Here is a 25,270-nt window from a genome sequence, read left to right on the forward strand (position 1 = left end):
TTAACTTGTAGCCTTTTTTCTCGTAGTTCTAGGCTTTTTAGGTGGAGCTGCATCTTTGGTTCGTTCAATACTTGCTTGAAGAGCTGACATAAGATCAACAACATTTTTTTGCTCAGACGGTTCTTCTGCTGTTGTAGAAATAAATTCATTCTTTTGCACTTTGTCTGAAATTAACTGCTCTAATGCAGTACGATAAGTATCTGTGTAATTTGACGGATTAAATTCTGTTGTTAATTGTTCAACAAGAAGCATACCTGCTTGTAACTCACGATCAGAAACAGCTGATATCTCAGGCACCCCTCCAGGGATAGTTTCAATTGTTCTAATTTCATCAGGAAAATGTAATGTTTCTAGAATAAGTGCATTCTTATACGGTCTAATGGCTGATAAATATTGTTTACTACGGATTGTTATTTTAGCAAGACCGATCTTTTTACTTTTCTTCAGTATTTCTGATAAAAGAGCATACGCTTTTGCTCCTCCAGAATCCGGCCCAACATAGTATGTTTTATCATAGTAAATCGGATCAATCTCTGAAAGCTTAATAAAATCGATAATGGAAACAGTTTTTAATTCAAACTCTTCTTTTAGTTTATTTAATTCTGCTTCCGTTATCTCCACCACACGTCCATTCGGTGTTTCAAACACCTTTATAATTTCATCACTTGTAACATCATCATCACAGCTCGCAACTTTCTTGTATGAAATGGGCGATAAGCAATCTTTGTGAAATTGACGAAATTTGATCGTTTTATCTTCAACAGCACTATATAGCTTTACTGGGATTGTAACCAAGCCCATACTAATTGTCCCTTTCCAAACTGTGTGCATTATCCTCATCCTTTTTATTTTTCGTTAGTTTTTGTAAAAAAGAAAATTTAATTCAGCTTGCAATTATAAATCAAGGCTATTTTCGTATACAGTGTTGCGTTTCAGGATGTGTAAGTTGATTGGAACGTAGGGATGCTCGCTTTCCTAGGGGCGTGAGCTGAGCCTCCTCGTCGCATACGCTCCTGTGAGGTCTCAGTCTTCACGCATCTCCCACAGAAGCCTGGGCACCCTTCCGTTCCAATCAACTTCTGTCTGTTAAATTACATAACCTAAAAGCAACAATCTTTAATAAAAGTGCTAAATAAAAAAAGAGACCATAATATTGATCTCTAAAAAACATTAATGTGTACTAGTAGATGAAAGGTCTAAACAGCTTTTTCTTTTAATACACTATTCTTATTTTGTTTCGATATTCTTTGCTTAATCGATTTTAATACATGATAAACACTAGGTACAATAACTAACGTCAAGATAGTAGAAGTAAGCAATCCTGAAATTACTACAATTGCTAAAGAACGAGAGATGAGTCCACCCTCCGTTGAAAGAGCTAAAGGAGTGAGCGCTCCGATTGTAGCTAATGCTGTCATTAAAATTGGTCTTAAACGTAAAGTCCCTGCTTCTAATAAAGACTTTGTTAATTCCATTCCTTTCTTCTCGTTTTCCTTCACACGGTCCATTAAAACAATTGCATTTGTAACAACAATTCCAATTAGCATTAGAAAACCGACTAGAGCTGGCATACCAAGTGCTTGTTTTGAGAAGTATAGACCTAAAAATCCTCCAGTAAATAAGAATGGTAATGATGAAAGTATAGAAATCGGAACTATAACATTTCCAAACGTTATGAGCATGACAACGAATACCAACACAACTGCAATGACCATCGCAATGCTCATATTAATAAATCCTTCGTTCATGGCCTGTGATTGACCTTCTGAATGAGTTTTTATCCCTTTTGGAAACCTTAATTTACTTATTTCTTTATTTACTTCTGCCTGCACTCCTGATATGTTATCCGTTGTAAATCGGCCAGAAACATCAACATACTCTTGTTGATTTAAACGGTAAAGCGCCGTAGGACCTGGTTTTTCGGTTAGGGTTGCTACATCTGAAAGCTTAATAGGCTGACCATACGAATTAATTAGTGTTTGATCCATAATACGATTAGTTGAGTTCAGCTCACCACTTTTCAGCCCTAATACAACAGAAGTGGTTTTATCACCTATTCTAATATTTGTAACGTTTTCTCCTGCTATTAGACTCAGCACAAAATTTGCTATGACCATTGGATTTAATCCTTTATTTGCAGCAATGTCATCATTTATTTCAAGATTTAATTGAGGTTTAACACCTGAAAGATTTGTTTTTACATTAGAAAGACCTTTTATGTTTTTTATTTTTTCTACAATTAGGTTTCCTGCTCTTTCTAAGTCAGATCGATTTCCACCATCAACGATTAATCTAAATTGATTTCCACCACCTGCTATCCCAATAGGCGTTAAAGCAAATTGAATCGTATCATCTAATGCTTTCACTTTTTTGAGCGTGTCTTTTTCAAATTTCTGGCTTACACTTTTTGTAGCATCTTCTTTTAAATCAATCAAAATATTTAAATGTTCACCATTTAAATATGTTTGATAGTCCTTTATATTCTTATCATTACTAAGAATGTTTTCTATGTTTTTCGCTGCTACATTTGCTTTATTAAGTGACGTTCCAATTGGAAGATCCCCAGTTAAGGTATATGAAAGAGACTTTTCTTCAGGTAAGAAATTTTTTGGAATTAAAGGAATAAGTCCTAGAGAACCGATAAAGATAACTAGTGCCATAATTAATGTGATTGTTCTGTGATGAAGTACCCAAGAAAGTGTTCGAGCATAGGCTTTTTGTAAAAATGTTTTCTTTGGCTCATTATGAGTAATTTTAAGTAAGAAAATTTTTGCTAGTAATGGAACGACTGTTAATGAAACAATTAATGAAAAAGCAAGAGCTACAATTACTGTAATTCCAAATGGCGCAAAAAATTTCCCAATAATACCAGGAACAAATGATAATGGTCCGAATACTGCCATAGTTGTAAGTGTTGAAGACATAACTGCACCACCTACTTCTTTAGCCGCTGTCAATACGGTCATTTCATTTCTTTCTTTGCTTAACTGTGTCTGGCGGTAAACATTCTCAATCACAACAATTGAATCATCAATAACGCGACCAACTGCAACTGCAATACCTGCAAGGGTCATAATATTCAAACTATAATCTAGATACTTCATCGTTATTAATGCAGCAAGAATCGAAAGAGGTATTGATAGTACTGCTACAATCGTAGCTCTAATATTACGTAGGAAAATGAATGTTACGATTACTGCAAATAATGTTCCAAGTAATACCTCACGAAGCATACTATCAACAGATTTTTTTACTTCTTTTGATGTATCGTATAATTGTGTTAATTTATAATCTTTAGGGATTGTTATATCTTTAAGCTTTTCTTTTGCTTGACGAACAACTTCTACAGCATTTGAACCAGCTTGGGCTTTCATTTGAACAAGTACTGCTGGTTTACCATTTAATCTTGTATAAACATCGTCTTTCTTATTGCCATAGTTTATTTTGGCAATTTCAGATAATTTTACTTTTTGCAATCCTTTTGGATTTGGTACAAGAATATTAATTTGTTTCAAATCTTCCGGGGATTTAAGCTGGAAATCAGCTTGAACATTTAGTGTTTTTCCATTTAGATCTATTTGACCTGAAGGGATTGAAAAGTTATGGGAAAGAATAGATTGCTTAACCATTTCATAAGTTATAGTTTTTTGTTTCATTTTTTCAGCATCTAATTGCACTAGAAGCTGTTTATCTTCTTCTCCATAAATATCAATTATACCCGCACCGTTAATAGTTGTTAAAGTAGGTTTTATTCGATCATTTACAAATTGTGTTAAATCTGATTGATTACTTTTGTCAGAGGATAAAGCAAAACTAAATACAGGTGCAGCTGAAGGACCATCTTTTAAAATGACTGGTTTTCCTGCTCCTTCTGGCAAATTAATAGAAGCAACAGCAGTAGTTACATCTTTTTCAGCATCAGCCATATTCTTATTCATCTCAAATTCAAGAATAGCAACTGCAACATTACTATGAGACTCAATATAAAGGTTTTTAAGCTTTTGTAATCCTGATAATGTTTCTTCAAGTGGCTGACCTAGATCATTTTGAACTTGGTTAGGTGTCGCACCTGAATACGGAATTTGTACAATTATATATGGAATATCCACATTTGGCATTTGTTCCATTTTAATTGTTTTAACTGAATAAATACCTCCAATCACAATCATCATCATGGCCAAAAAAACAACCGCAGCATTTCGTAAAGAAAATTTAATCCACGAACCCATAATACACTCCTTTTTTCATAGCCAATTAATCCTACTCTCCTTTAATTGGCTACATATTTTACTTTAAAATTTTTATTCAAACACTAGGTTAGAATAGAACTGAAGTTTAGTTGTTTGAATTTTCCATTTTTATTGTAATTTATTTATTGTAAACATTTCAATAGACCTACCGAAGTAATAGAAATCAGTCTTAAGACCGATAACGTAATTTGAATTTGGTGTTTTCGTGGAATTCGTTAGTTGATTACAACTCCAGGATGCTCCTTTCCGCGTGGCGTGAGCTAGCCTCCTCGGCTAGCCTGCAGGGTCTCACAGCCTTCCCGCTCTTCCCACAGGAGTCTCGCACCTTCCGCCCAAATCAACTTCTATCTTTAAAACTTCAAATCTCTAAAGTAACAATCTTTTAGAAATAAGCCTTTAAATTAATAAAATTTCCTTTATGTTTTACAATAAAAAAAGCAGAATCCAAAGATTCTACTTTTCTTCCCAGCTACCCATATATTCTGGATCCTCGTACACATGAGCATCCTTGACCACATATAGTGGTTTAAATGTATCAATCATAACCGCTAATTCTAGAGTTTCTTTCTTCCCAATACTTCCCTCAGTTTTTCCTGGATGTGGACCATGAGGTATGCCTGATGGATGGAGAGTAATTGATTCCAATTCTACTCCTTTTCTGCTCATAAAATTCCCTTCAACATAGTAAAGTACCTCATCGCTATTCACATTACTATGCACATAAGGTGCAGGAATTGACTCTGGATGATAATCAAATAATCTAGGTACAAATGAACATACCACAAAATTATGCCCTTCAAAGGTTTGATGGACTGGAGGCGGCTGATGGATTCGTCCAGTAATTGGCTCAAAATCCTCAATATTAAAGGCCCAAGGATATAAATAACCATCCCAACCAACGACATCAAAAGGATGATGAGTTAGAACGTGTTTGTAGAGATTTCCCCTAGCCTTTGTTAAGATTGTAAATTCACCTTTCTCATCAAAGGTTTCTAGAACTTCTGGACCTCTAAAGTCTCGTTCACAAAAAGGACTATGCTCAAGCATTTGACCATATTCATTTCGATAACGTTTAGGTGTAGTCAACTGACTATTTGACTCGACAATTAGTAACTTTGTATCTGATGATGGAACAACTTTATAAATTGTTCCAATTGGAATCATAATATAGTCACCTTTACGATACGTGATTGTTCCAAACATAGTCTGAACTTCTCCAGTACCAAAATGGACGAAAAACATTTCATCCCCCTCACCATTACGATAAAAGTGACTATTTTCTTTTGTAACATTAGCTACAGCGATCATTAAATCTGAGTTACCTAGAATATAAACTCTACCCTCTAATGCATCTCCAGTTTTCTCAAGATTATTTGTTCGAATATGTCGATGTTTTAAAGAGTTTAGTTCTTCAAATTCAATTTCAACTTTTTTATAGAACGACGTTTCGCTTACTGAGGTTGGCATATAGTGATGATACAAAATAGATTGAGTTCCTGAAAAACCTTTTGTACCCATAACTTGCTCTCTATATAATGAACCGTCCTCTTTTCGAAATTGTATATGACGTTTTCGAGGTATACTTCCTAGCTGACGATAAAACAATTACTTCCCCTCACTTTCTAACTGTATTTCGAAGTGATCCTAATTCCGTAATCGTTAATTCGACTACGTCCCCATCTTGTAACCATCTATGGGTCTCTTCACCTAATTCTAAAATACACCCAGTTCCAACAGTACCTGAGCCAATTACATCCCCTGGATAGATCATGGTATCTTTTGAAGCATGTGCTATTAATTGTGCAAAAGAGTAGTAAATCGTTGAAAAATTTCCATTTGAAATAACCTTTCCATTAACTGATGCAGTCATCTGTAGATCATAACTTTTATCAGTTCGGAATGGTTCCAATTCATCTTTTGTTACAATTATTGGACCTAATGAAGTTGCGAAGTCCTTTCCTTTTGAAGGACCAAGACCAACCTTCATTTCGTGTGCTTGAATATCACGTGCACTCCAGTCATTCATAATTGTATAGCCTAATATATAGTCATCCGCTTCATCTATTGATATGTTTTTACCACTTTTTCCGATAATACAGGCTATCTCTAATTCAAAATCCATTCGGTGACAATTACTAGGTATGTAGACAGAATCATCTGGTCCAATAACAGCATTGTGATTTGTAAAATAAAATACAGGAACCTCATACCATTCTGGAATCATATCTAATCCTCTTCGTCCTCTAGATGTTTTAACATGTTCCTCAAACGCATAAAAATCACGAATACTTGTTGGTTTTGGAAGAGGAGCTACCAATTTAACGGAAGAAAGAGATTTTCCTTCTCCCGTTAATTCAGCTATTTTCCCCTCATACTCTTCGTAGTTTTCAAGGATAGATAGTAAATCTGATGGTAATTGTCCATTACTATATTCATATAAATCGAGAATGAAATCTTCTTTTAATAGTCCCGCTCTTTCTTTGCCATCGTATTGATATGTTACGAATTTCATAACTTCACCTTTTTCTTTCAATTACAAATGTATCAGTAATTGCTCGAGTATATGAATGCCCCGCTAACCTACCAATCGGATTTAGTTTCTCAGTATTAATTTTCCCATTTTCATATAAAACATCATTAATATGAATACTGACTACCTTACCAATCACTAAACTACCGGCACCTGGATTAGCACCAAAATGTAAAAGTTCATATAATTCGCATTCTAAACCTACTAAACTTTCTTTTACACGAGGAACATTTACAGCAGTTCCATCAATTTTCGTTAGACCAACTTGTTCAAATTCATCAACACCGTAAGGATATTCAATTGAGGTATTGTTCATTTGTTCTACAATATCATTACCCACAATGTTTATGATGAATTCCTTGGTTAATTCAATGTTTACTAATGTATCCTTTTTCCCACCATCTGTACCTCTAATCATTGGAGCAAAACAGACTAACATCGGATCTGCACATATGGCAGTAAAGAAACTAAAAGGTGCAACATTCGCAGCACCTTCTTTATTAACTGTTGAAACAAATGCTATCGGTCGAGGAAGAACGGAACCTATTAAAAGCTTATATGCATCATTCCATGGTAAAGTATCTGGTCTAATTTCCATCGCTCTACTCCTTATAGGTTTCCTCGCATTTCTTGTTCACGTTCAATTGATTCAAATAATGCTTTGAAATTTCCTTCACCAAAGCCTCTTGCACCTTTACGTTGAATAATTTCAATGAATAATGTAGGGCGATCTACAATCGGACGAGTAAAGATTTGTAATAAATAACCTTCATCATCACGGTCTACTAATATCTTTAACTCTCTTAATTTTTCAATATCTTCATCGATTTTTCCAACACGTTCAGTTAACATATCATAATAAGAATCTGGAGTTTTCAAAAATTCTACACCATGTTTACGAAGTTTAGCGACTGTATCCACAATATCCTCCGTCAATAAAGCTAAATGTTGAACACCTGGTCCATTGTTATAGTCTAAATACTCCTGAATTTGAGATTTGCGTTTACCTTCAGCAGGCTCATTGATTGGGAATTTAATACGACTTCCATTTGTCATAACTTTTGACATTAATGCTGAATACTCTGTACTAATGTCATCATCATCAAAGTGGATCATTGATTTAAAGCCCATTACATTCTCATAATATGAAACCCATTCTTCCATTTTTTCAACATTACCTACAACATGATCAACTGCAATTAGCCCAGTTTCATTAACAGGAATTGTAAATGCACGATCTTTGTATCCTGGTAAAAATACACCTTTATAGTCCTTTTTCTCAATCAATGTATGAATTGTATCGCCATAAGTTGCAATGACAGCTTTTTTAACTGTTCCATACTCATCACTAAGTTCAACAGGTGGTAAAATTCCAACTGCCCCACGTTCTACTGCTCCGTGATAAGCTACTTCTACATCATCAACTAAAAGGGCAATGTCTTTTGCACCATCACCATGTTTTTTTACAAACTCAGTAATATGTGAATCTTCTTTTAATGTCCCAGTGATTACTAAACGAATATTACCTTGCTTTAATACATAAGAAACTTGATCACGTACTTTTGTTTCTAATCCAGCATATGCAATCGGAGTAAATCCAAAAGTGTTCGCAAAAAAATAAGCTGTTTGTTTCGCATTTCCTACATACAACTCTAAATGATGAACTTCTTGAACTGGAAATAAATCGTGACTATGAATTGCTTCTGTTAATTCATTCTGTTTCATTTTAATTCCTCCTATAATTTAAGAAAATTTTGAAGAAAAATATGTACAAGCTCAGCAAACGCTTACAACATTATATGAAGCTTTACCTCATTTCATGTTGTTTTGTTTGTTACATGGTGGTACGTATTACAAGTTGTTCTACATTTTCACCTAAAATCCTTCAAAAAATTATAAATTTTCATTAAATTTAAATAAATATAATTCCTTTTATTTCTATAGACTTACCTCTGAGCAAAAAAAAGAATCTCCGAATTGAAGATTCTTTTGTATTTCTAATCTATTAAAATTATTTAATCTGAACTAATTTTAAACATCAGCTCAGTTCATGTGTAAGCATCGTTAAGCTATCTGCTGAAAATGCTACTTCATCAAATGCTTTACCTAAATCATTTACGACACTTACGAAAGAGTGAACTTCATTTTCAATTTTATTATTTTGAGTTTTAGTTTCTCTCATTGTATTGAGTATTTCTTCAAAATAGTCTTCAGTTTCTTTCATATTACTATTACCATCTATTACTGCACCTTTAATTTGTTCAAGTGATTGCATTAATTTTTGCACTTCAGTATTTGTATTTAAAATCAATGTAGATACATTTGTGACAGATTTTTTTGTTTCCTCAGATAATTTCCGCACCTCTCCTGCAACTATAGCAAATCCCTTCCCTTGTTCACCAGCTCTAGCTGCTTCAATTGCAGCGTTTAGAGATAGAAGGTTTGTTTGGTCTGCAATTGCAGTGACAATATTAACAATTTCTTGCATTTGCTTCGTAATGTCTATTAATTCAAGTACATCTGTTGAAATATCTTTAATTGAATTAGTAATGTTAGACATATTCATCTTTTGATTATGTATTTGTTCTTTTCCTTTTTTTGCACGTTCTTCCGCTAGTGCAGATAATTCTGTACCTGATTTTGCAAAAGAGACTATTTCTAAAGATTTTGAATTTAATTCATGGAAAGAGGCATTCGTTTCTTCGGATATAGCTGCAAGATTTTGTGATGCATTTGATACGTTATCTCTTACTAATATTTTTTTCTCTTGATTCTCTTTGTGAATTCGATCTGTTTCATTGTCATATGCTTCAAGGACTATTTGTTGTTCTAAGTTCAAAATTTTTGAAACAGCTCTAATAGTTGCCAAACATTCTTCCTTGTCTAATATTTTTTCCTCAACTATGCTCTGTAATGAAAGAAATAAGTTTTGAAATGCACACATATACCATTTCGTTTTCAAACCAATTTTAACGTGGATATGAGCAATTTTAACCCTTTTTTCAATGAAAGAGTTGTTAATTACACCGTCAAACATTTCTGTTAAATGCTGGGTTAGTGTTTTTTTTAGCCTTTCCATCGTACTATTATTATTGATAGTTGTTACAAGAGATGGTTCGTTTTCTAAATTTTCATAAAAATCGTTAACGATGGTTTCTAATCTCTCGATAATGAAAGGTTGAATTCTCTTAATTCTCCTTAAATCATCAGATGTAAGCCCTATCATTTTTACCTGCTTTAAAATCTCACTATCATTTTGGATATTTAATTCAACCTTCTCTTCAAGTGTTTCTTTTAAATTATGAACTTGATTCGACTTTTTTTTAAAGAACAATGAAAGACCACTCCTTTTTAGTAAATATAATCGGGATAAATTATAATGTAGTAACAAAATTAATTATGCGTTTTTACTCAATTTTTCGACAATTATCTACAATTACAAATTATATTAGTACTAACCCTTTTTTGTAAACATAAAAATTATACTCTATTAATCTCATAGAGTATAACTGAGTTAATGCCTTACTGACAACGGTCCAAAGTTACCATAACTGAAAAATTATTTTCAACTTCCATATGGGTAATTAGTTGGATAAAATCATTTAAAATGAAATGTACCAGGTAATAAAAATAAGGGACAAATGATGTTAATCACGCCCCTTATTTTCAATTTCCTATATAAAATTCATTTATTCCCATACACGTTTTAATTTAAAAAACTCTTGTAAATACCCCCATACTGAAACTGGAGACATAATCATTTGATAAAAAAGGACAAATAAAATAAACCCGATTTTGTTTGTCCTAATTCTGAGATGAAGGTTTCGGAACACATAATATTTTTGGAAGATAAATAAAAGACCATAGCTTATAATCGTTAATGGTAAAACAAGTAATGTCATTGGTCCTACAATCCAATAAATACCAAAGAAAGCAAGAACAAAACCGGGAATCCAACAAAATGTGTAAACTGTATCTAAATATATCATCATTAAGTTGATTCCTGTCATGTACTTTGTATAGATTTGAGGTTGATTCCATGGTTTAACTTCAATTAATCCTTCGATCATTCCTCTTGCCCATCTTGATCGTTGTGTTGCGAAATGTCCAAGTGAATTAGGTACATCTGTAAATGCAACGGCCAAAGGTTCGAAATAGACCTTCCATCCATTGTGTAAAAGTCTCCATGTTAAAACAATGTCTTCACCAATAGCATCTGGCCAACCTTTCACTTCTCTTACAGATTCAGTTTTGTATAAACTAAATGCCCCTTGCGCCACTAGTGTACCTTGATACAAACCTTGCAATCTTTTCATTGAAGCTATTCCGAGAAAATAATCAAATTCTTGTAGTTTAGTCCAAATATTTTCACGGCTATTACGGACAAGCATAGACCCAGCAACAGCACAAACATTTGAAGGACTACTTTTCATCCTAGAAACTAAATAACGTATAGCAGAAGGATGAAGCAAAGTGTCTGCATCTAAAGTAATCACATAAGGAGTACGGACGTGTTTTAATCCTTTATTCAATGCATTAAATTTACCAGGATTCGATTCATTTAATAAGGTAAGATTAAGAGCTAATTCTTTTTTCGCTCTTATTACCTCCTTACCTGTGTTATCTGTAGATTTGTTATTAATAACAATGACGTTTATTATACCTTCATAATCTTGATCTGCTACATACTTTAGCGTGTTAAAGATAGATTTCTCCTCATTATATGCAGCAACAAGTAAAGTAACATCATCAGAAGGAAATTCATTTTTCAATTTTGGCTGTCGATCTAAAATTAAACTGACGATTAAAAAGGCATTCAAATACCCTGGAATATATGCGATACCGCCAATAATAAAAATGGCAATAGGTAGAGTAAAAATTTCTGAAAGATCTTTTAACCAAGATAATGAAAGATAAATAGAAAAAATGGTCCACCCTAAAGCAAATACATGACTTATCCAAAATTTCAGATTAACTGACAAATAATATCGAGTAAATCTTGATTTAAAAGTAGGTTTTATAGGTTCTAAATTCGGTTTCATCTGTCCTCCTATTGGTATTTTCATAGGATTTTCTATCATAAAACATAATGATTAAAATACTATTATTCTATATTAAAATAGTATTATATCTTATTTAAATAAAATTTAAAAATCTAAATAGTGGTAATAAAAAACCCAATCCATTTGATAGATTGGGTTTGTTCATTAAGTGAATTCGATTATTTAAATCCAAATTAACTTGAAAACGTTTTATTAAAAAATTAATCATAATTTCCTTTTTCGTAAAAATGTATTCATTACATCTGACTTAAAACTTTCATAATCAAACTGAAGTGCTACATTATGATCTTTAAAGTCTGGATCTGGTTTAGAACGAAAATCTGCAATACTTTGACCAAATCCATCTCCTTGATCAGGAATTATTTTAATCGGTAGTTTTGTGATTTGTACAGAAAGTGGATTTAGCAAATACCATACCGTAAGAAAGTCATGCATAGGACTTCCAGCTATACCAGGATTCGAATGTGAGTAAAACTTATAATAGTAATCTAAAATCGGTTTAATGATAAGCCCTGCCGGATCTCGTGTATTCTGATGAAATAAATCGATTTGTTTAACCATTTCAGGTGTCACAATTGCATTTTGTGTAACGTTTAAAGGAATAATTGTTAAATTCTTAGCATGTTGGTTAATTAAATTTGCAGCATAAGGATCTGCGTAAAAATTAGCCTCAGCTACAGCTGTTACATTTCCTGGACAAAAAAAAGCTCCTCCCATACATATGTACTCTTTCACATTTGCCATTTTTTCCAAGTTTAAAACAAACATCGTTGCCAAAGTAGAAAGTCGCCCGAGATTAATAATTGAGAGATCATTACTATTTGAATCTATTATCGGATAAACATCATTTACAGAATAAACCGGTGATGAGATTTTCGGAGGAATAATCGGTCCTAATCCAGATTCACCATGCACCTCTGGAAAGGATCCAACCGCTTTTCCAGTTAAAGGGATTGAAGCACCAAGAAAAACTGGTATATCTTGTCTTCCTGAAATATATTTTAAATAGTTAATATTCCATATAGCTTTTTCCCTCGTTACATTGCCATAGTCCGCTACAATGCCTAAGATTTTAATATCATCCCGAAAAAAGGTATATATAATTGCAAATGCATCATCAATTCCTAAATCAGTAAACAATAGTACTTTTTTTTGCATAACTTTTCCTCCAAAAATGTAAAAAGAATAGTCAATTCAATGGATTCGAAACAAATTGTTTACTATATAGATATGAATAGTACAAAAATTAATTCTGTTTAAAACACGTTAAAGAGTATTTTGTCTGCTGAAAATACAAGACAAAATAAAAAGGATCTTTAACAGATCCTGACAATATTTATAAATTTCTTTATCTAATAGTTAATGAATGTTAGTATTACTTTTCTTTATCATATAAATATAAACCATAATCCTGCATAACAGATTGATATCCTTGTTGCCGTAACATTGCAGCGATATTACCTCGGTGGTAAGATCCATGAGTGACAATATGTAAAATGGTTTCAGATATTGACGTTTCGAGCCCTCCCGCATATGGATTATCCACCACTATTGGCTCTTCATTGTCTTCCATTATTAAAATATCTATATATCTTTTTGATAAATTTAAATAACTTGTTTCCATTTCCTCAATTCCAATTGACTTAGTTTGTTCTCCTATACTATTAGCGAATCCCATAGCTTCTTTCATACTTTTCCCAGAAATTACATCTAACCAAACGTAATCAGTTAAATAAATATGTGTAATTACGTTTGATATTGTAGGAAATATACTATTAATTTCTTTAAAATAAACATCATTAGGTAATTCTTTTAAGCGATCAAATATTTTTTTGTTCGCCCAATAGTGATAATTGTACATGTCTAACACATGTTTGCTCATACTTAACACATCCTTTTGAATAATGGCTGTTTTTGTATACATTATTGCTATTTAGTATGTGTACGTTGATTTCCACTCCAGGATGCTCGCTTTCCTTGGGGCGTGAGCTGAGCCTCCTCGTCGCATACGCTCCTGTGGGGTCTCAGCCTTCACACATCTCCCACAGGAGTCGAGCACCCTTCCGTTCCAATTATCTTCTCTCTTTTGAATTTAAAACCCTAAAAAACAACAATTTTAAAATAAGAGCCTTATTAATACTAATACTTCTAATCTATATATATATTTATTTAATACAAAAATAAATATGTTCTTATAATTAGTTAGTATTTTCAAGTTAAATAAAATCGCTTTTTTAATAAAGTTTATTATATTTCATTAGGACGTTTGATGAGCTCAAAGTGATTTCCCACCTTCAGTTTCAAACAACTCTCTATTAACTTTAGAACCTGTTAAATTAGATTGTTGATATTCGATAAAATCCATTAGCTTTCCAGGGCCGAATTACCGAGCCTCCTTGACGCACCTCTCTGCGTGTTCTCGGCGGTATCGTTTTTCCTCAGGAGTTTCGCGGATTTTATCTCCAAACTCATCTTTATTGATTATCAACAATAAACTTTAACAGAATCTTTCTTAAAAAAAGGAGCGCATTCAGTTTAAATGCACTCCTCATTTTTTATACTACCTCATAACCTTGTTCTTCAATTACTTCCTTAATTTCGTCAATTGATACAGTTTCTGAATTGAAACAAACCTCAACTTTTCCTTGGTTTAAATGAACTTTCACTTCACTAACCCCATTAATCTTTCCTACTGTACTTTCAATCGAATTTACACAATGGCCACATGACATTCCATTTACATTTAAAGTAATTTGTTCCATTTTTCTTCCTCCTACTATTTTTTAATTAAATTGTTGTTTACAATTTAGTTGATTTTCACTACAAACGGAAACGCGCGTACTACACCATTCTGTTTAAATTCAGCCCATATTTTGTAAATACCTGGTTTATCGAATTCAGTTGCAAATATTGGTTTACCATTATCTTTTGGATGAACATGTAGATAATGAGTAGCATGTTCATCTAATATAACAACGTGTCCCATTGCACCAAGGTATGGTTCTAAATTTGTAGTGTCTAACTTAAAATCTAGTGTTATCATTTCGTGAGCTTTATGTGAACTCATATTTAATGAAACTATTTTTCCTTCAACTTCTTTTGTCAGTTTTGTATCAGGAATTAAATTTGGTTCATGAACAACTTCATTTTTTCCTACCTTAAATTGAACTGGTTTTACGACATACTGTAAATTTTTGGGTTTTATATCAATAAACGCTTTATACGAACCATTACTTAAATTCTTCTGAATTTGGAATTTACCATTACCAAGCTGCTTTGGATGAAGGTGATAGTACTGATTTAATTGGTCATTTACCACGATTAAATGAAGGATCTTTTCATGGTTTACTTCAAATTGAGTAACTGGATTTCCTGATTTGTTTTTTATAGAAATGGTAATTAATCCATTTTGATACTGAAGTTCAGTATTTACTTCACTTTCATTTTCATTAGTCTCGTGGTGCATCATGTCATCATTATGACCATCCATTTTTTCATGTGTACCATTCGATTCATTTTGGAAAAAATTTTCATATATGGTAAACCCACCAATTGCTACTGCAAGGTATAAAATAGCAGCAAGAACCCATTTTTTCATCGTAATTTCTCCTTTTATTTTAAATGGTCTAATTTCACTCTTTGTAAACGTAGTGCATTTAAAACAACTGAAACAGAACTAAAGGCCATAGCAGCACCAGCAACCCAAGGAGCTAAAAAGCCCATTGCAGCAATTGGAACACCAATTGCATTATAAGCAAATGCCCAAAATAAATTTTGTTTAATATTTCTAATCGTCTTTTTACTCATGAAAATTGCATCAGCAATACTGTTTAAATCTCCACGAATTAATGTAATATCAGCTGCTTCCATCGCAACATCTGTTCCTGTTCCAATTGCCATTCCAATATCAGCCATTGCTAGAGCAGGAGCATCGTTTATTCCATCCCCAACCATGGCGACTTTTTTTCCTAATTGTTGAAGTTTTTTTACTTCGTTTGCTTTTCCATCTGGTAACACTTCTGCTATAACATTCTTAATTCCAGCTTGCTCGGCAATGTTTTTTGCAGTTCTTTCATTATCTCCTGTAATCATAATTACTTCGAGACCCATTTCAATTAAACGAGAGATAGCATTTTTAGATGATTCTTTTATTGTGTCTGCAACTGCTACCAAACCGGCATATTGACCATTAATTGAAACTAACATTACTGTTTTTCCGATATTCTCTAATTTTTCCATAATTGGTATTGCTAGTGGAGCATCAATATTGTTAACACTCATTAGTTTTCTTGTACCAACTAAAACTTCCTTCGATTGAATAATAGCTTTAATTCCATACCCTGGTATCGCTTCAAATTCATCTAGTTCACCTAATTGAATTCCTCTCTCTTGAATTCCAGTTACAAGTGCTTCTGCAAGTGGATGTTCAGATCGTTTTTCGGCTGATCCGATTAAATATAGAAATTCTTCTTCATTTATACTTTTTTCTACTAATACATCCGTTAATACAGGTTTTCCATTAGTCACTGTTCCAGTTTTATCTAATAGGACAGTAGTGATTTTTTGAGTAGTTTCTAAATGTTCTCCACCTTTAAATAAAATTCCATACTCAGCAGCACGACCAGAACCTGCCATGATTGATGTCGGGGTTGCTAATCCTAATGCACATGGACAAGCAATAACTAAAACTGCAATCAACTTTTCTAATGCAACTGAAAATTCACCTGGATTTATCCAGATAAACCAAATTAAAAAGGTAATTACTGCTATACCTACTACTATTGGAACAAATACTCCAGAAATTTGATCTGCTAAACGTTGAATAGGAGCTTTTGAACCTTGAGCTTCCTCAACAACTTTTATAATTTGAGAAAGTACGGTATCTCGCCCTACTTTTTTGGCTTTTATCTTTAAAAATCCATTTTTGTTAATCGTAGCGCCCGTAACAAAATCTCCAATAGATTTATCAACTGGTATGCTCTCACCAGTTAACATCGATTCATCTAAAGCAGAATTTCCGTCTACAATTTCTCCATCAACAGGTATTTTTTCACCTGGTTTAACATATACAATGTCTCCTACTTTAACTTCTTCAAGTAGAATCTCTCTTTCAATCCCATCTCTAACAACTATTGCCGTCTTCGCCTGTAAACCCATTAATTTTTTTATTGCTTCTGAAGAACGCCCTTTTGCTTTTGCTTCAAATAATTTTCCTAAAATGATTAATGTGATTAATACTGCGCTTGTTTCATAATATAGTTCAACCGAATGTGAACCCCATTCTTTTATTGACATATACAAGCTATAAAAATATGCCGCAGAAGTACCTAAAGCAACTAAAACATCCATATTTGCACTTTTATTTCTAAGCGCTTTAAAAGCTCCAATATAAAATTGCTTACCAACTATGAATTGAACTGGCGTAGCAAGTAAAAATTGCATCCATGGATTCATAAACATTTCCGGCAGGTAAATAAATGACGTGAACGAAAAATGACTGACCATAGCCCATAATAGTGGAAAAGAAAGAATCAATGAGAACAAAAATTTTCCTTTTTGATTTTCAATCTCTTTCAGACGGTGATCACTTGTTTTTTGATTTTCTTCATCTTTAACTTTTGCACCGTATCCAAGTTTATTGATTTTATCGATTATCCCTTGAACTGTAATATCAGAAGGATTATATACTACTGATGCAGTTTCTAACGCTAAATTAACATTTACGTTTAATACTCCTGGATCTTTTTTTATGACTTTTTCAATTCGATTGGCACATGCAGCACAAGTCATTCCACTTATTGTAAAATCCGCTTTTTCAGTTATTACTCCATATCCTAATTTTTCTATTCTCTCTTGGAAATCGATTAGATTAGTTATCTTTGGATCATATTTAATTGTAGAATTTTCAAGTGCGAAGTTTACATTTGCTTTTTCTACACCTTCCAATTTATTTAATCCTTTTTCAATTCGATTCGCGCATGCTGCACAAGTCATTCCTGAAATTTGTATGTTGGTTTCTTTAAACTCTGTTTTACTCATCTCCAAACCTCCAGACCATACTCCTTAGGGGTATTCATTTTTGTAAAAAAAAACAGAAACCTAAATTCCTATGTTTTACTTTTCAATTACTTATTTTGAAGACTACCAAAACACTAACTTAAATTGATTATTTAATGGCTGTTTTCCTATTTACATATCTAAAAGCAACAATCTTTAAAAAAATAGCCTTTTTAATAAATCCTTTATCTCAAATATTTCGTTGGCATACCTTTTTTAGTTTTCAAACTTGTGTTTTTTCTAGACAATTCATTCGTTCATGATTAAGATGTACAACATTTTGTTTTTGAAACAATTTGATATGATTTCTAAGTTAAGTAACTGAAAATTCTTTTCTCACTATATATACTATACCCCCCTAGTGTATGTGTCAATAAATTTCAACTTTTTTTCTTGTTAGTTGTTCAATTATAAATTACATGTTGAACCACTGTTTTAAACAAAAAAATAGAACCTTCTCAAGTTCTATTTTTTTGTTTAATTTAGTATTCTCATATTTAAGAATATTGAAATAACCTTTGAACGTTTTCAGCAAATTCTTCAGATGTTTTAGTAATGGTTCCTTTCATCAAAACTTTCCCAAGTGATGCTAGCTTACCTGTTAAGTGTATATCCATCTCATAATCTACTAATGTTTCATTATTCTCAATTTCTAGTAAATTTACAGTCAATTTATTTTGAAACAATCCAAAACCAATTGATTTCCCGTTCATTTCTACAATGATTCTTTCTTTATCTATTGCTTTTAAAAGTTCACCTCTAGTTTTAAATGTGATCGTCATAAATTGAATTTTAACATCTATCACAGAATCATATTTTGTTGGACTAATCATAAAAATTTCTTTACAACCCGGAACACATTCAGCTATTTTTTCAGCATCCATAAAAAAATTCCACACATCATCTTTTTTGGCGTTAATGGTAAATTGGTTATTTATTTTCATATATTTTCACCTGTCCTTTAATTTCTAAGATTTTTTGTAAACTATCCATATAGTAAATAATTATATTTTTGATTTGAATAATTAAGAACGCGAGGCTTTTAACCCGCGTTCTTCTTTTAGTTAAGTCTTCACTTTTCTTTTGTTGAAGAAAGGACAGTTTGATGAAACCATTTTTTCCTATTTTTCCGATCTACAATCCATTGGTATATACTTTGTATTCCTAGTCCAAGCGAAATAATTACCCCAGTACAAGCCACAAAAAGAGCTAAATACTCTAAAGGGTTGTATGATAACATATGCTTCCATTTAATTTTTCCAATAAAATCACTTGTAACAAGATTCATGCCGAACATTTGCCCAATGACAGAATAAAGCGTCAATACTAACAATAATAGGCTATCTTTTTTGGCGTTCGTATTTTCTTGGTACTTTATTAAGCTATGTAGAGTTTGTTTTGCATCAGAATATAATAATTCAATGTTGAAGCTTTTCCTTAAGTGTTCAAAAATATCTCTTCCCTGGGACTGCGAAGCTAATTCTAAAAAGAAGTAATTAGCCGTAAATGCATTGATTGAATAAATCAATTTTTCTATTTCTTTTTTATCTCGTTCTAAATTTAACTCGGAATATTCATACGCCATTTTTAATAGGACTATTTTATGAAAAAAATTTAGGATTACCCCATAATACAATTCACCATATATTTGGCTTGCTAGAATAGACGTCATTTTACTGTTCTCATTTGTAATACAAGTAAAACTATGTTCCTCCATTGAAAAATACGTATCTGGTGCCCATCGAAAAAAACCGTGTTCTTCTAGATATTTCGAAATATAAGAAAGGTTGTTAGCACTAATAAACGGCTTACCATCAAGAGTTAAACCTGAAAAACTGCCAGAACGATAAACATCTGCTAAATCGATTGTTTCATTTTCACTTAATGAGATTAAAGATTGTACATACATCCTTTCATCTTCAAAAAAAGGAAATCTTTCGAAATATGCATTTTTAATATTCTTCTTTTCAAAGAATTCTGTCATTCCATCAAACAATTTATGAAAGATAAAATTTTTTACTTGATGATAAATTTCTCCGTCACATTCAATATTTGTCTTACTATCCCTTTCCTTTTTCGGTTCAAGCACACGGAAGCAAGATGCAAACTCTATTGCGTCTGATAATGATAAATCCTTTGCTTTTTTTATCTCAGTTCGAATTGTTAAAAAACCAAGCTCATAAGGACATAATAATACATCAATCGAATGAACCTGAAAGGGAATACGCACAAAATCTGTTGTTAAGTAAGCATTTATATTAAGAGCTTTTGAGTATCTTTGGAAGCCTTTTTGATGTTCAGTAAACGGAAATAGAATTTGGTTCGTAAACGGGAGAAAATAAGCTTCCATTTCTCGATGAGAGACACCGTAATCTCCATAAAATGCATCTTCATACTCCAAGTGATCTAGTTTAAAATGTTTAAATTGCTGTTCTAATAAAAAAGGAAATATTTTTTGTTCTATTCCTTCTTTAAATGAAAATGGAAAAATGAATTGGAAAATAGCTACTTCGACACTTTTTTCTTTAAATTCGATCCGTTGCATTTAGTTTTCCTTTCATTAAATAGAGATATCTAAAAACAAGATACCCGAATCTTTTTCTATTTAACCCAAAATTACTATACATATTGAGAAAAGTCCTAAAATAAACACTTCACTAAAGAGAAAATTTAAACGCATGAACATCAAATAGTGTGAATCAATTAAATGTAAATGGTTAAAGTAAAAAGTAGATAAAACTTAAGGAGGAAAATCAATGGAAGATACTCATGAATTTGTAGAAAAATTACACGAAAGACAGGAGAAAGATGAAAGAAATAAAGAACGTCAGGCTACTAATAACGACGGCAAAAAATTACCTACAAAACAACACGGAACGAACAAATAAGATTAAAATGTAAAAATCAGAACATGTTTGACTATGTTAGAAAAGCCATGATTTTTTTATCATGGCTTAAATATTATTTTATTGAATGCCAGAAAGCTACTAATTAAGTAAATTTAATTTACTTTTAGTTCATAATATCTTCCATTCATTTGTGTGTCATCGAACCATTTTTCTTCTAAAAATGTAAAATTTAATTTTTCAAGAATTTTCAATGATCCGATATTCTCGATTGCTGCACCTGCAATAATCTTTTTAGGCTTAAGTTTATCTATTCCATAATCTAACACAGTACTTGCTGCTTCAGATGCATATCCCTTCCCCCATGTATCCTCTCTAAAATGATACATGAATTCAAAAACATCCTTTTCCTGTGTTTTTTGAAAACCACAGACACCTACTATATCTTTATTTTCTTTCAGCTCAATCGGAAACATAATCGAATAATCATTTTCCTCTTGAAATCTTATATAAGAATTCACTACATTTTTTATTAATTCATCAGTCATTGCCCCAGCACAATACTTCATTGTAGCAGTATTTCCCCAAATTTTTGCTACCTTTTCACTATCTTCTTGTTTCCAATACCTCATAATTAATCGCTCGGTTTGAAGAACAGACATGCTATTTCCTCCTGAAAAATATATTATTTACTGTATTATTCTCCAGGTGGAAATTAGATCCCTTTATTCGTCATAAATATAAGCTATATAAAATCATAAAAAAGACTGTGCCTTTACTTCCAAATAAAAAAAGGTTAATACTCAGATTCTCGAGTATTACCCCTTCATAAATTCAAACTTTAATTGATCATTTTTTCCAGACCTTTAAATTCAAGTTCTTCAAACATTTTTAAAACTTTAAGCTTATCAATTATTACTTCTGAATGATCTATGTTGTATTCCAAAGGTACATCACAATTAATTCCTGCTAATTTTTGCGAAATCTCTAACATTTCAAGATCATTTTCAATTTTTGTTTTAATTCCTTTTGAGACAGAATCTAAATTCTCTAAAATTCCTTCAATTGTATTGTATTCTTTTATCAGCTTAAGAGCAGTCTTTTCTCCGATACCTTTTACTCCACTGTAATTATCACTTGAATCACCCATTAATGCTTTTACGTCAATAAATTGATTAGGTGAAATACCATAAGCCTCAACAAATCTTTCATTTGTATAGATATCATAATTTCCAATACCTTTACTTAAGATTGCAACATTTGTTTTCTCATTTATTAGTTGTAAAATGTCTTTGTCACCCGTAACAATCGTAATGTTAAATTCGTTGTGGTAATCTTTAACAATTGTTCCAATGCAGTCGTCTGCTTCATATCCTTTTAGGCCAATATTTGGAATATCAAATGATTCAACTACATCTTTTACTAAACTAAATTGTGGAACTAATTCAATTGGAGCCTCAGGTCTATTCCCTTTATAATCTGAAAAAATTTCTGATCGATATGTTGCTGATCCCATATCCCAACAACAAATAATATGAGATGGATTAAATGAATTCTTTGCTGTTAATAAATGTTTTACAAACCCGTGAATTGCATTTGTAGGGATCCCTTTACTATTTATCATAAAGTAATTATTAATTGCAGTAGCATAAAACGACCTAAATAATAGAGCCATTCCATCAACTATCATAAGTTCTTTTTTCATAACATACCTCTTCTATCTTTTTCTATTTTATTCTCATATTTTATCATTTAACTTTACTTTATGTCTTAATTGAACGATTACCATTATATACGATTTCTTTCTATCACACTAGCTACCTTATTTAATAATTTAAGTTTTTACTCCATTGTTGATATTTACGATAATCCCAACCCTTTTCACTGAGTGTCTCGTTAAACCGTTTTTCATAAGGAGTGTCTACGTTCGTAGACATTGTTGCAATTACAGTATGTGTAAGTTGATTTCCACTCCAGGATGCTCGCTTTCCTAGGGGCGTGAGCTGAGCCTCCTCGTCGCATACGCTCCTGTGGGGTCTCAGCCTTCACACATTTCCCACAGGAGTCGAGCACCCTTCCGTTCCAATCAACTTCTGTCTTTTAAATTATATAACCAAAAAACAACAATTAAAAAAAGAGCCAAAAAATAAAACCGTAGGATTTTGCTCCTACGGTAATAGTTTGAATCTTATATACGTTTAAAACGGCCAACAACTTCAACCGTTTCGGTTATATTTATAAATGCATGAGCGTCAACTTGACGAACAAGTCGTTTCACTTCACTTAATTCGTACCGTGTAATAACTGTATAAATTACTTTCTTTTCATGATCAGTATAAGCACCTACAGCATCAATCATTGTTACTCCACGAATACATTTATTTAACAAGGCTTTTTTAACTTCTACGCCTTTTTCAGTCACAATCATTACGGTTAATTTAATGTGTTTCGTATGAATTCCATCGATTGTTTTACTCACAACAAATCGACTTATAAAAGTATATAGTGTGATATTCCAGCCAAAAATAAAACCAGCAAAAACAAGCAGTAAGGCATTGAAAACAAAAATAATTGCTCCAATCGACACATCTTTTTTCTTTGCGATCATTAAGCCGACAATGTCAAATCCTCCTGTAGAAGCAGCAAACCTAAATACAATACCTGTGGCTGCTCCACACAGCAATCCTCCAAATACGGAAGACAATAAAATATCACTTGAAAGCTGTTTTACAGGAATAAGATTCATCGCAAGTGATGATGTTGCAATAAAATAAGTTGTTAAAAAGGTTATTTTTTTCCCTAAACTACGGTAACTCAAAATTAATAAAGGAAGGTTTAAAAGAAAAATTAAAATCCCAATATTATAATGAGTCAAATAACCGATAATCATTCCAATTCCTGCAAATCCACCGCTAATCATATTGTGTGGAATAAAAAACATATTCATGGAAATGGCATACAAAATAGATGCAACCAAGATTACAATCAGTTGCATAATTAATTCTGCATTGCGAGTTTTAAAGAATGAAAAATTTAGTAAGGGTGTTTCGGGAACGTAGTCTGCGTCACCTAGTTTAGACATATTACAAGGTCAACTCCAAATTTCTATTTAATTTCTTAATTTTATAAGAAGAGAATAAAACTTTTTTTAGTGCATGACAACTACTTTTCTTAAATACAGAATTTTAAAATAATAAAACGTTTTCAGCATCTGCAATAATTTAATATTATTTTTAAAAATCGCAACCTGATTAGCTCATAGAAACATCTTTTACTTCCTCTAGAATTGACATTTGCCTTTTATATTTTAAGAAAATTAATGAAATTAAGCCTAGAATAATAAACAAACCACTTGCTCCAATAAAAATACTTCCCAGACCAAACAAATTTCCTATAAATGCTCCTATAATCGGTGCTAGCAAACTAGCGATACTTTGAACTGCAGTCGAAAAAGCAGACATCCTTCCCATCATATGCTGAGGTGTTTCTATTTGAAGAATATATCCCAAAGGAATAAATAATGCAGTACCAATACATCCAATGACAAAAAACATAACCATCCAAAAAAATAAATTTTCTTTAGCAAAACCATAGCAGCCAAAACCTACTACAAGTAAAAGAAAACCAGATATTATCCTCCCGAAAGTCATGTAAAGTAGAGGATTTTTTTTCCATCGACTAAACACTCCACTTAGGATTGACCCGATAACAGATCCAGCCCCTAAAGAGCTACTTATTAAACCATACCCTGTTTTATCTAAACCTAAATTTTGAGACAAAGGGGCAAAAAAACTATCATATAAGTAAATAATAAACATTGATATTGATACCATTGTTATTGCTGAAAACAACAAATAGCTTGATTTAATGAATAAAAAACCAGCTTTAAATTCCTTCCAATAGGAATTTTTATTATTCTCATTACTTCTTATCTCTTCATCTATTAATTTAGGAAACTTAATCATAAATAAAAGAGATACAAAGAAAAAGAGACATTCAATTACAAAGATTGTTTCGAGTTTTACGATTGTAAGCAGGGTACCTCCAACTGCAGGTGCCCCAATTTTGGTCGCATTTAATACCATTTGGCTTAAAGAAGATGCTTCTGCAAGAAATTCTTTTGGTACAACTTCATGAATAATTCCTTGGCGTGCAGGACCAAAAGCTGATGATAAAGCTGATTTTATAAAAATGATAATTAGTAGATTCCAATAATGAGGTGAAACAAAAAAAGTGCAACGAATAAAATACGTAAAAAAGTGGTAGCTCTCATCACTTGAACATATGACCACCGATCAATCCAAACAGATGCAAATGGTCCAATAAGTATATAAGGTAAAAACATACTAGTTACTGCTACAGCATTTGCCCTAAGATCTAAACCCCATTGAAAAGAGATTAGAGCGTTAATGGCTAATAAATCTAACCAAACCCCAAAATTTGAAAAGATATCTACATAAAATAATTTACGGAAACCACTTATTTGTAATGGTTTAAATGCATCAATCTTCATTTCCTTCATCC

General features: G+C 32.2%; 21 protein-coding genes. 1 reads left to right on the forward strand and 20 read right to left on the reverse strand.

From position 1 onward, the window contains the following. The 15 genes from ku to J5Y03_RS15400 all read right to left on the reverse strand — a co-directional run bounded on the left by ku (window position 1) and on the right by J5Y03_RS15400 (window position 20,445). Window positions 1–831 carry a non-homologous end joining protein Ku gene (gene ku, locus J5Y03_RS15330; protein WP_209406871.1) on the reverse strand — a complete coding sequence of 277 codons (831 nt, stop codon included), beginning with the start codon at window positions 829–831 and terminating at the stop codon, window positions 1–3. Between the two features lie 365 nt (window positions 832–1,196). Beyond that, window positions 1,197–4,229: an efflux RND transporter permease subunit gene (locus J5Y03_RS15335; protein ID WP_209406872.1), complete on the reverse strand. Its 3,033-nt coding sequence runs from the start codon at window positions 4,227–4,229 to the stop codon at window positions 1,197–1,199. Between the two features lie 474 nt (window positions 4,230–4,703). Continuing rightward, entirely contained in the window at window positions 4,704–5,855 is a 1,152-nt protein-coding gene (locus tag J5Y03_RS15340) for a homogentisate 1,2-dioxygenase (protein ID WP_209406873.1), read from the reverse strand. Between the two features lie 10 nt (window positions 5,856–5,865). Continuing rightward, window positions 5,866–6,762 carry a fumarylacetoacetate hydrolase family protein gene (locus tag J5Y03_RS15345; RefSeq protein WP_209406874.1) on the reverse strand — a complete coding sequence of 299 codons (897 nt, stop codon included), beginning with the start codon at window positions 6,760–6,762 and terminating at the stop codon, window positions 5,866–5,868. A 4-nt stretch (window positions 6,763–6,766) separates the two neighbouring features. Continuing rightward, complete coding sequence (locus tag J5Y03_RS15350) at window positions 6,767–7,378, reverse strand: flavin reductase family protein (RefSeq protein ID WP_209406875.1); 612 nt, start codon at window positions 7,376–7,378, stop codon at window positions 6,767–6,769. Window positions 7,379–7,389: 11 nt separating this feature from the next. Next, complete coding sequence (hppD, locus tag J5Y03_RS15355) at window positions 7,390–8,505, reverse strand: 4-hydroxyphenylpyruvate dioxygenase (protein ID WP_209406876.1); 1,116 nt, start codon at window positions 8,503–8,505, stop codon at window positions 7,390–7,392. A 313-nt stretch (window positions 8,506–8,818) separates the two neighbouring features. After that, entirely contained in the window at window positions 8,819–10,114 is a 1,296-nt protein-coding gene (locus J5Y03_RS15360; RefSeq protein ID WP_209406877.1) for a globin-coupled sensor protein, read from the reverse strand. A gap of 355 nt (window positions 10,115–10,469) precedes the next feature. Next, window positions 10,470–11,822 carry a glycosyltransferase family 2 protein gene (locus J5Y03_RS15365; RefSeq protein WP_209406878.1) on the reverse strand — a complete coding sequence of 451 codons (1,353 nt, stop codon included), beginning with the start codon at window positions 11,820–11,822 and terminating at the stop codon, window positions 10,470–10,472. 225 nt (window positions 11,823–12,047) lie between these two features. Next, entirely contained in the window at window positions 12,048–13,001 is a 954-nt protein-coding gene (locus J5Y03_RS15370) for a nucleoside hydrolase (protein ID WP_209406879.1), read from the reverse strand. Between the two features lie 217 nt (window positions 13,002–13,218). Next, entirely contained in the window at window positions 13,219–13,725 is a 507-nt protein-coding gene (locus J5Y03_RS15375; protein ID WP_209406880.1) for a DinB family protein, read from the reverse strand. 673 nt (window positions 13,726–14,398) lie between these two features. Beyond that, window positions 14,399–14,605 carry a copper chaperone CopZ gene (gene copZ / locus J5Y03_RS15380; RefSeq protein ID WP_209406881.1) on the reverse strand — a complete coding sequence of 69 codons (207 nt, stop codon included), beginning with the start codon at window positions 14,603–14,605 and terminating at the stop codon, window positions 14,399–14,401. 44 nt (window positions 14,606–14,649) lie between these two features. Beyond that, the gene (locus J5Y03_RS15385) at window positions 14,650–15,441 is read right to left on the reverse strand and encodes a hypothetical protein (RefSeq protein WP_209406882.1); all 792 of its coding nucleotides are present in this window, start codon (window positions 15,439–15,441) and stop codon (window positions 14,650–14,652) included. A gap of 14 nt (window positions 15,442–15,455) precedes the next feature. Further along, on the reverse strand, window positions 15,456–17,882 hold the full coding sequence (locus tag J5Y03_RS15390; protein WP_209406883.1) for a heavy metal translocating P-type ATPase: 2,427 nt from the start codon (window positions 17,880–17,882) through the stop codon (window positions 15,456–15,458). Between the two features lie 515 nt (window positions 17,883–18,397). Then, window positions 18,398–18,844 carry a CoxG family protein gene (locus tag J5Y03_RS15395; protein ID WP_209406884.1) on the reverse strand — a complete coding sequence of 149 codons (447 nt, stop codon included), beginning with the start codon at window positions 18,842–18,844 and terminating at the stop codon, window positions 18,398–18,400. Window positions 18,845–18,972: 128 nt separating this feature from the next. Then, a complete protein-coding gene (locus J5Y03_RS15400; protein ID WP_209406885.1) occupies window positions 18,973–20,445 on the reverse strand; it encodes a hypothetical protein in 1,473 nt (490 codons plus the stop codon). A gap of 211 nt (window positions 20,446–20,656) precedes the next feature. Between J5Y03_RS15400 and J5Y03_RS15405 the strand changes: the two genes are divergently transcribed. Beyond that, complete coding sequence (locus J5Y03_RS15405) at window positions 20,657–20,788, forward strand: DUF4023 domain-containing protein (RefSeq protein WP_209406886.1); 132 nt, start codon at window positions 20,657–20,659, stop codon at window positions 20,786–20,788. 113 nt (window positions 20,789–20,901) lie between these two features. Here J5Y03_RS15405 and J5Y03_RS15410 read toward each other — a convergent pair whose 3' ends face one another. The 5 genes from J5Y03_RS15410 to J5Y03_RS15430 all read right to left on the reverse strand — a co-directional run bounded on the left by J5Y03_RS15410 (window position 20,902) and on the right by J5Y03_RS15430 (window position 25,259). Next, window positions 20,902–21,408: a GNAT family N-acetyltransferase gene (locus J5Y03_RS15410; RefSeq protein ID WP_209406887.1), complete on the reverse strand. Its 507-nt coding sequence runs from the start codon at window positions 21,406–21,408 to the stop codon at window positions 20,902–20,904. 179 nt (window positions 21,409–21,587) lie between these two features. Beyond that, window positions 21,588–22,451, reverse strand: coding sequence for a 5'-3' exonuclease (locus J5Y03_RS15415; protein WP_209406888.1), 864 nt, complete (start codon window positions 22,449–22,451; stop codon window positions 21,588–21,590). Between the two features lie 483 nt (window positions 22,452–22,934). Beyond that, entirely contained in the window at window positions 22,935–23,828 is an 894-nt protein-coding gene (locus J5Y03_RS15420) for a YitT family protein (protein ID WP_209406889.1), read from the reverse strand. Window positions 23,829–23,997: 169 nt separating this feature from the next. Beyond that, window positions 23,998–25,038 (reverse strand): MFS transporter, encoded by a 1,041-nt coding sequence (locus J5Y03_RS15425; RefSeq protein WP_209406890.1) that lies wholly within the window; start codon window positions 25,036–25,038, stop codon window positions 23,998–24,000. Then, on the reverse strand, window positions 24,945–25,259 hold the full coding sequence (locus tag J5Y03_RS15430) for an MFS transporter (protein WP_209406891.1): 315 nt from the start codon (window positions 25,257–25,259) through the stop codon (window positions 24,945–24,947). The genes J5Y03_RS15425 and J5Y03_RS15430 overlap by 94 nt, the downstream gene beginning before the upstream one ends. Window positions 25,260–25,270 lie beyond the last annotated feature (11 nt).

The organism is Gottfriedia endophytica, assembly GCF_017814275.1.
GTDB lineage: Bacteria > Bacillota > Bacilli > Bacillales > Bacillaceae_G > Gottfriedia > Gottfriedia endophytica.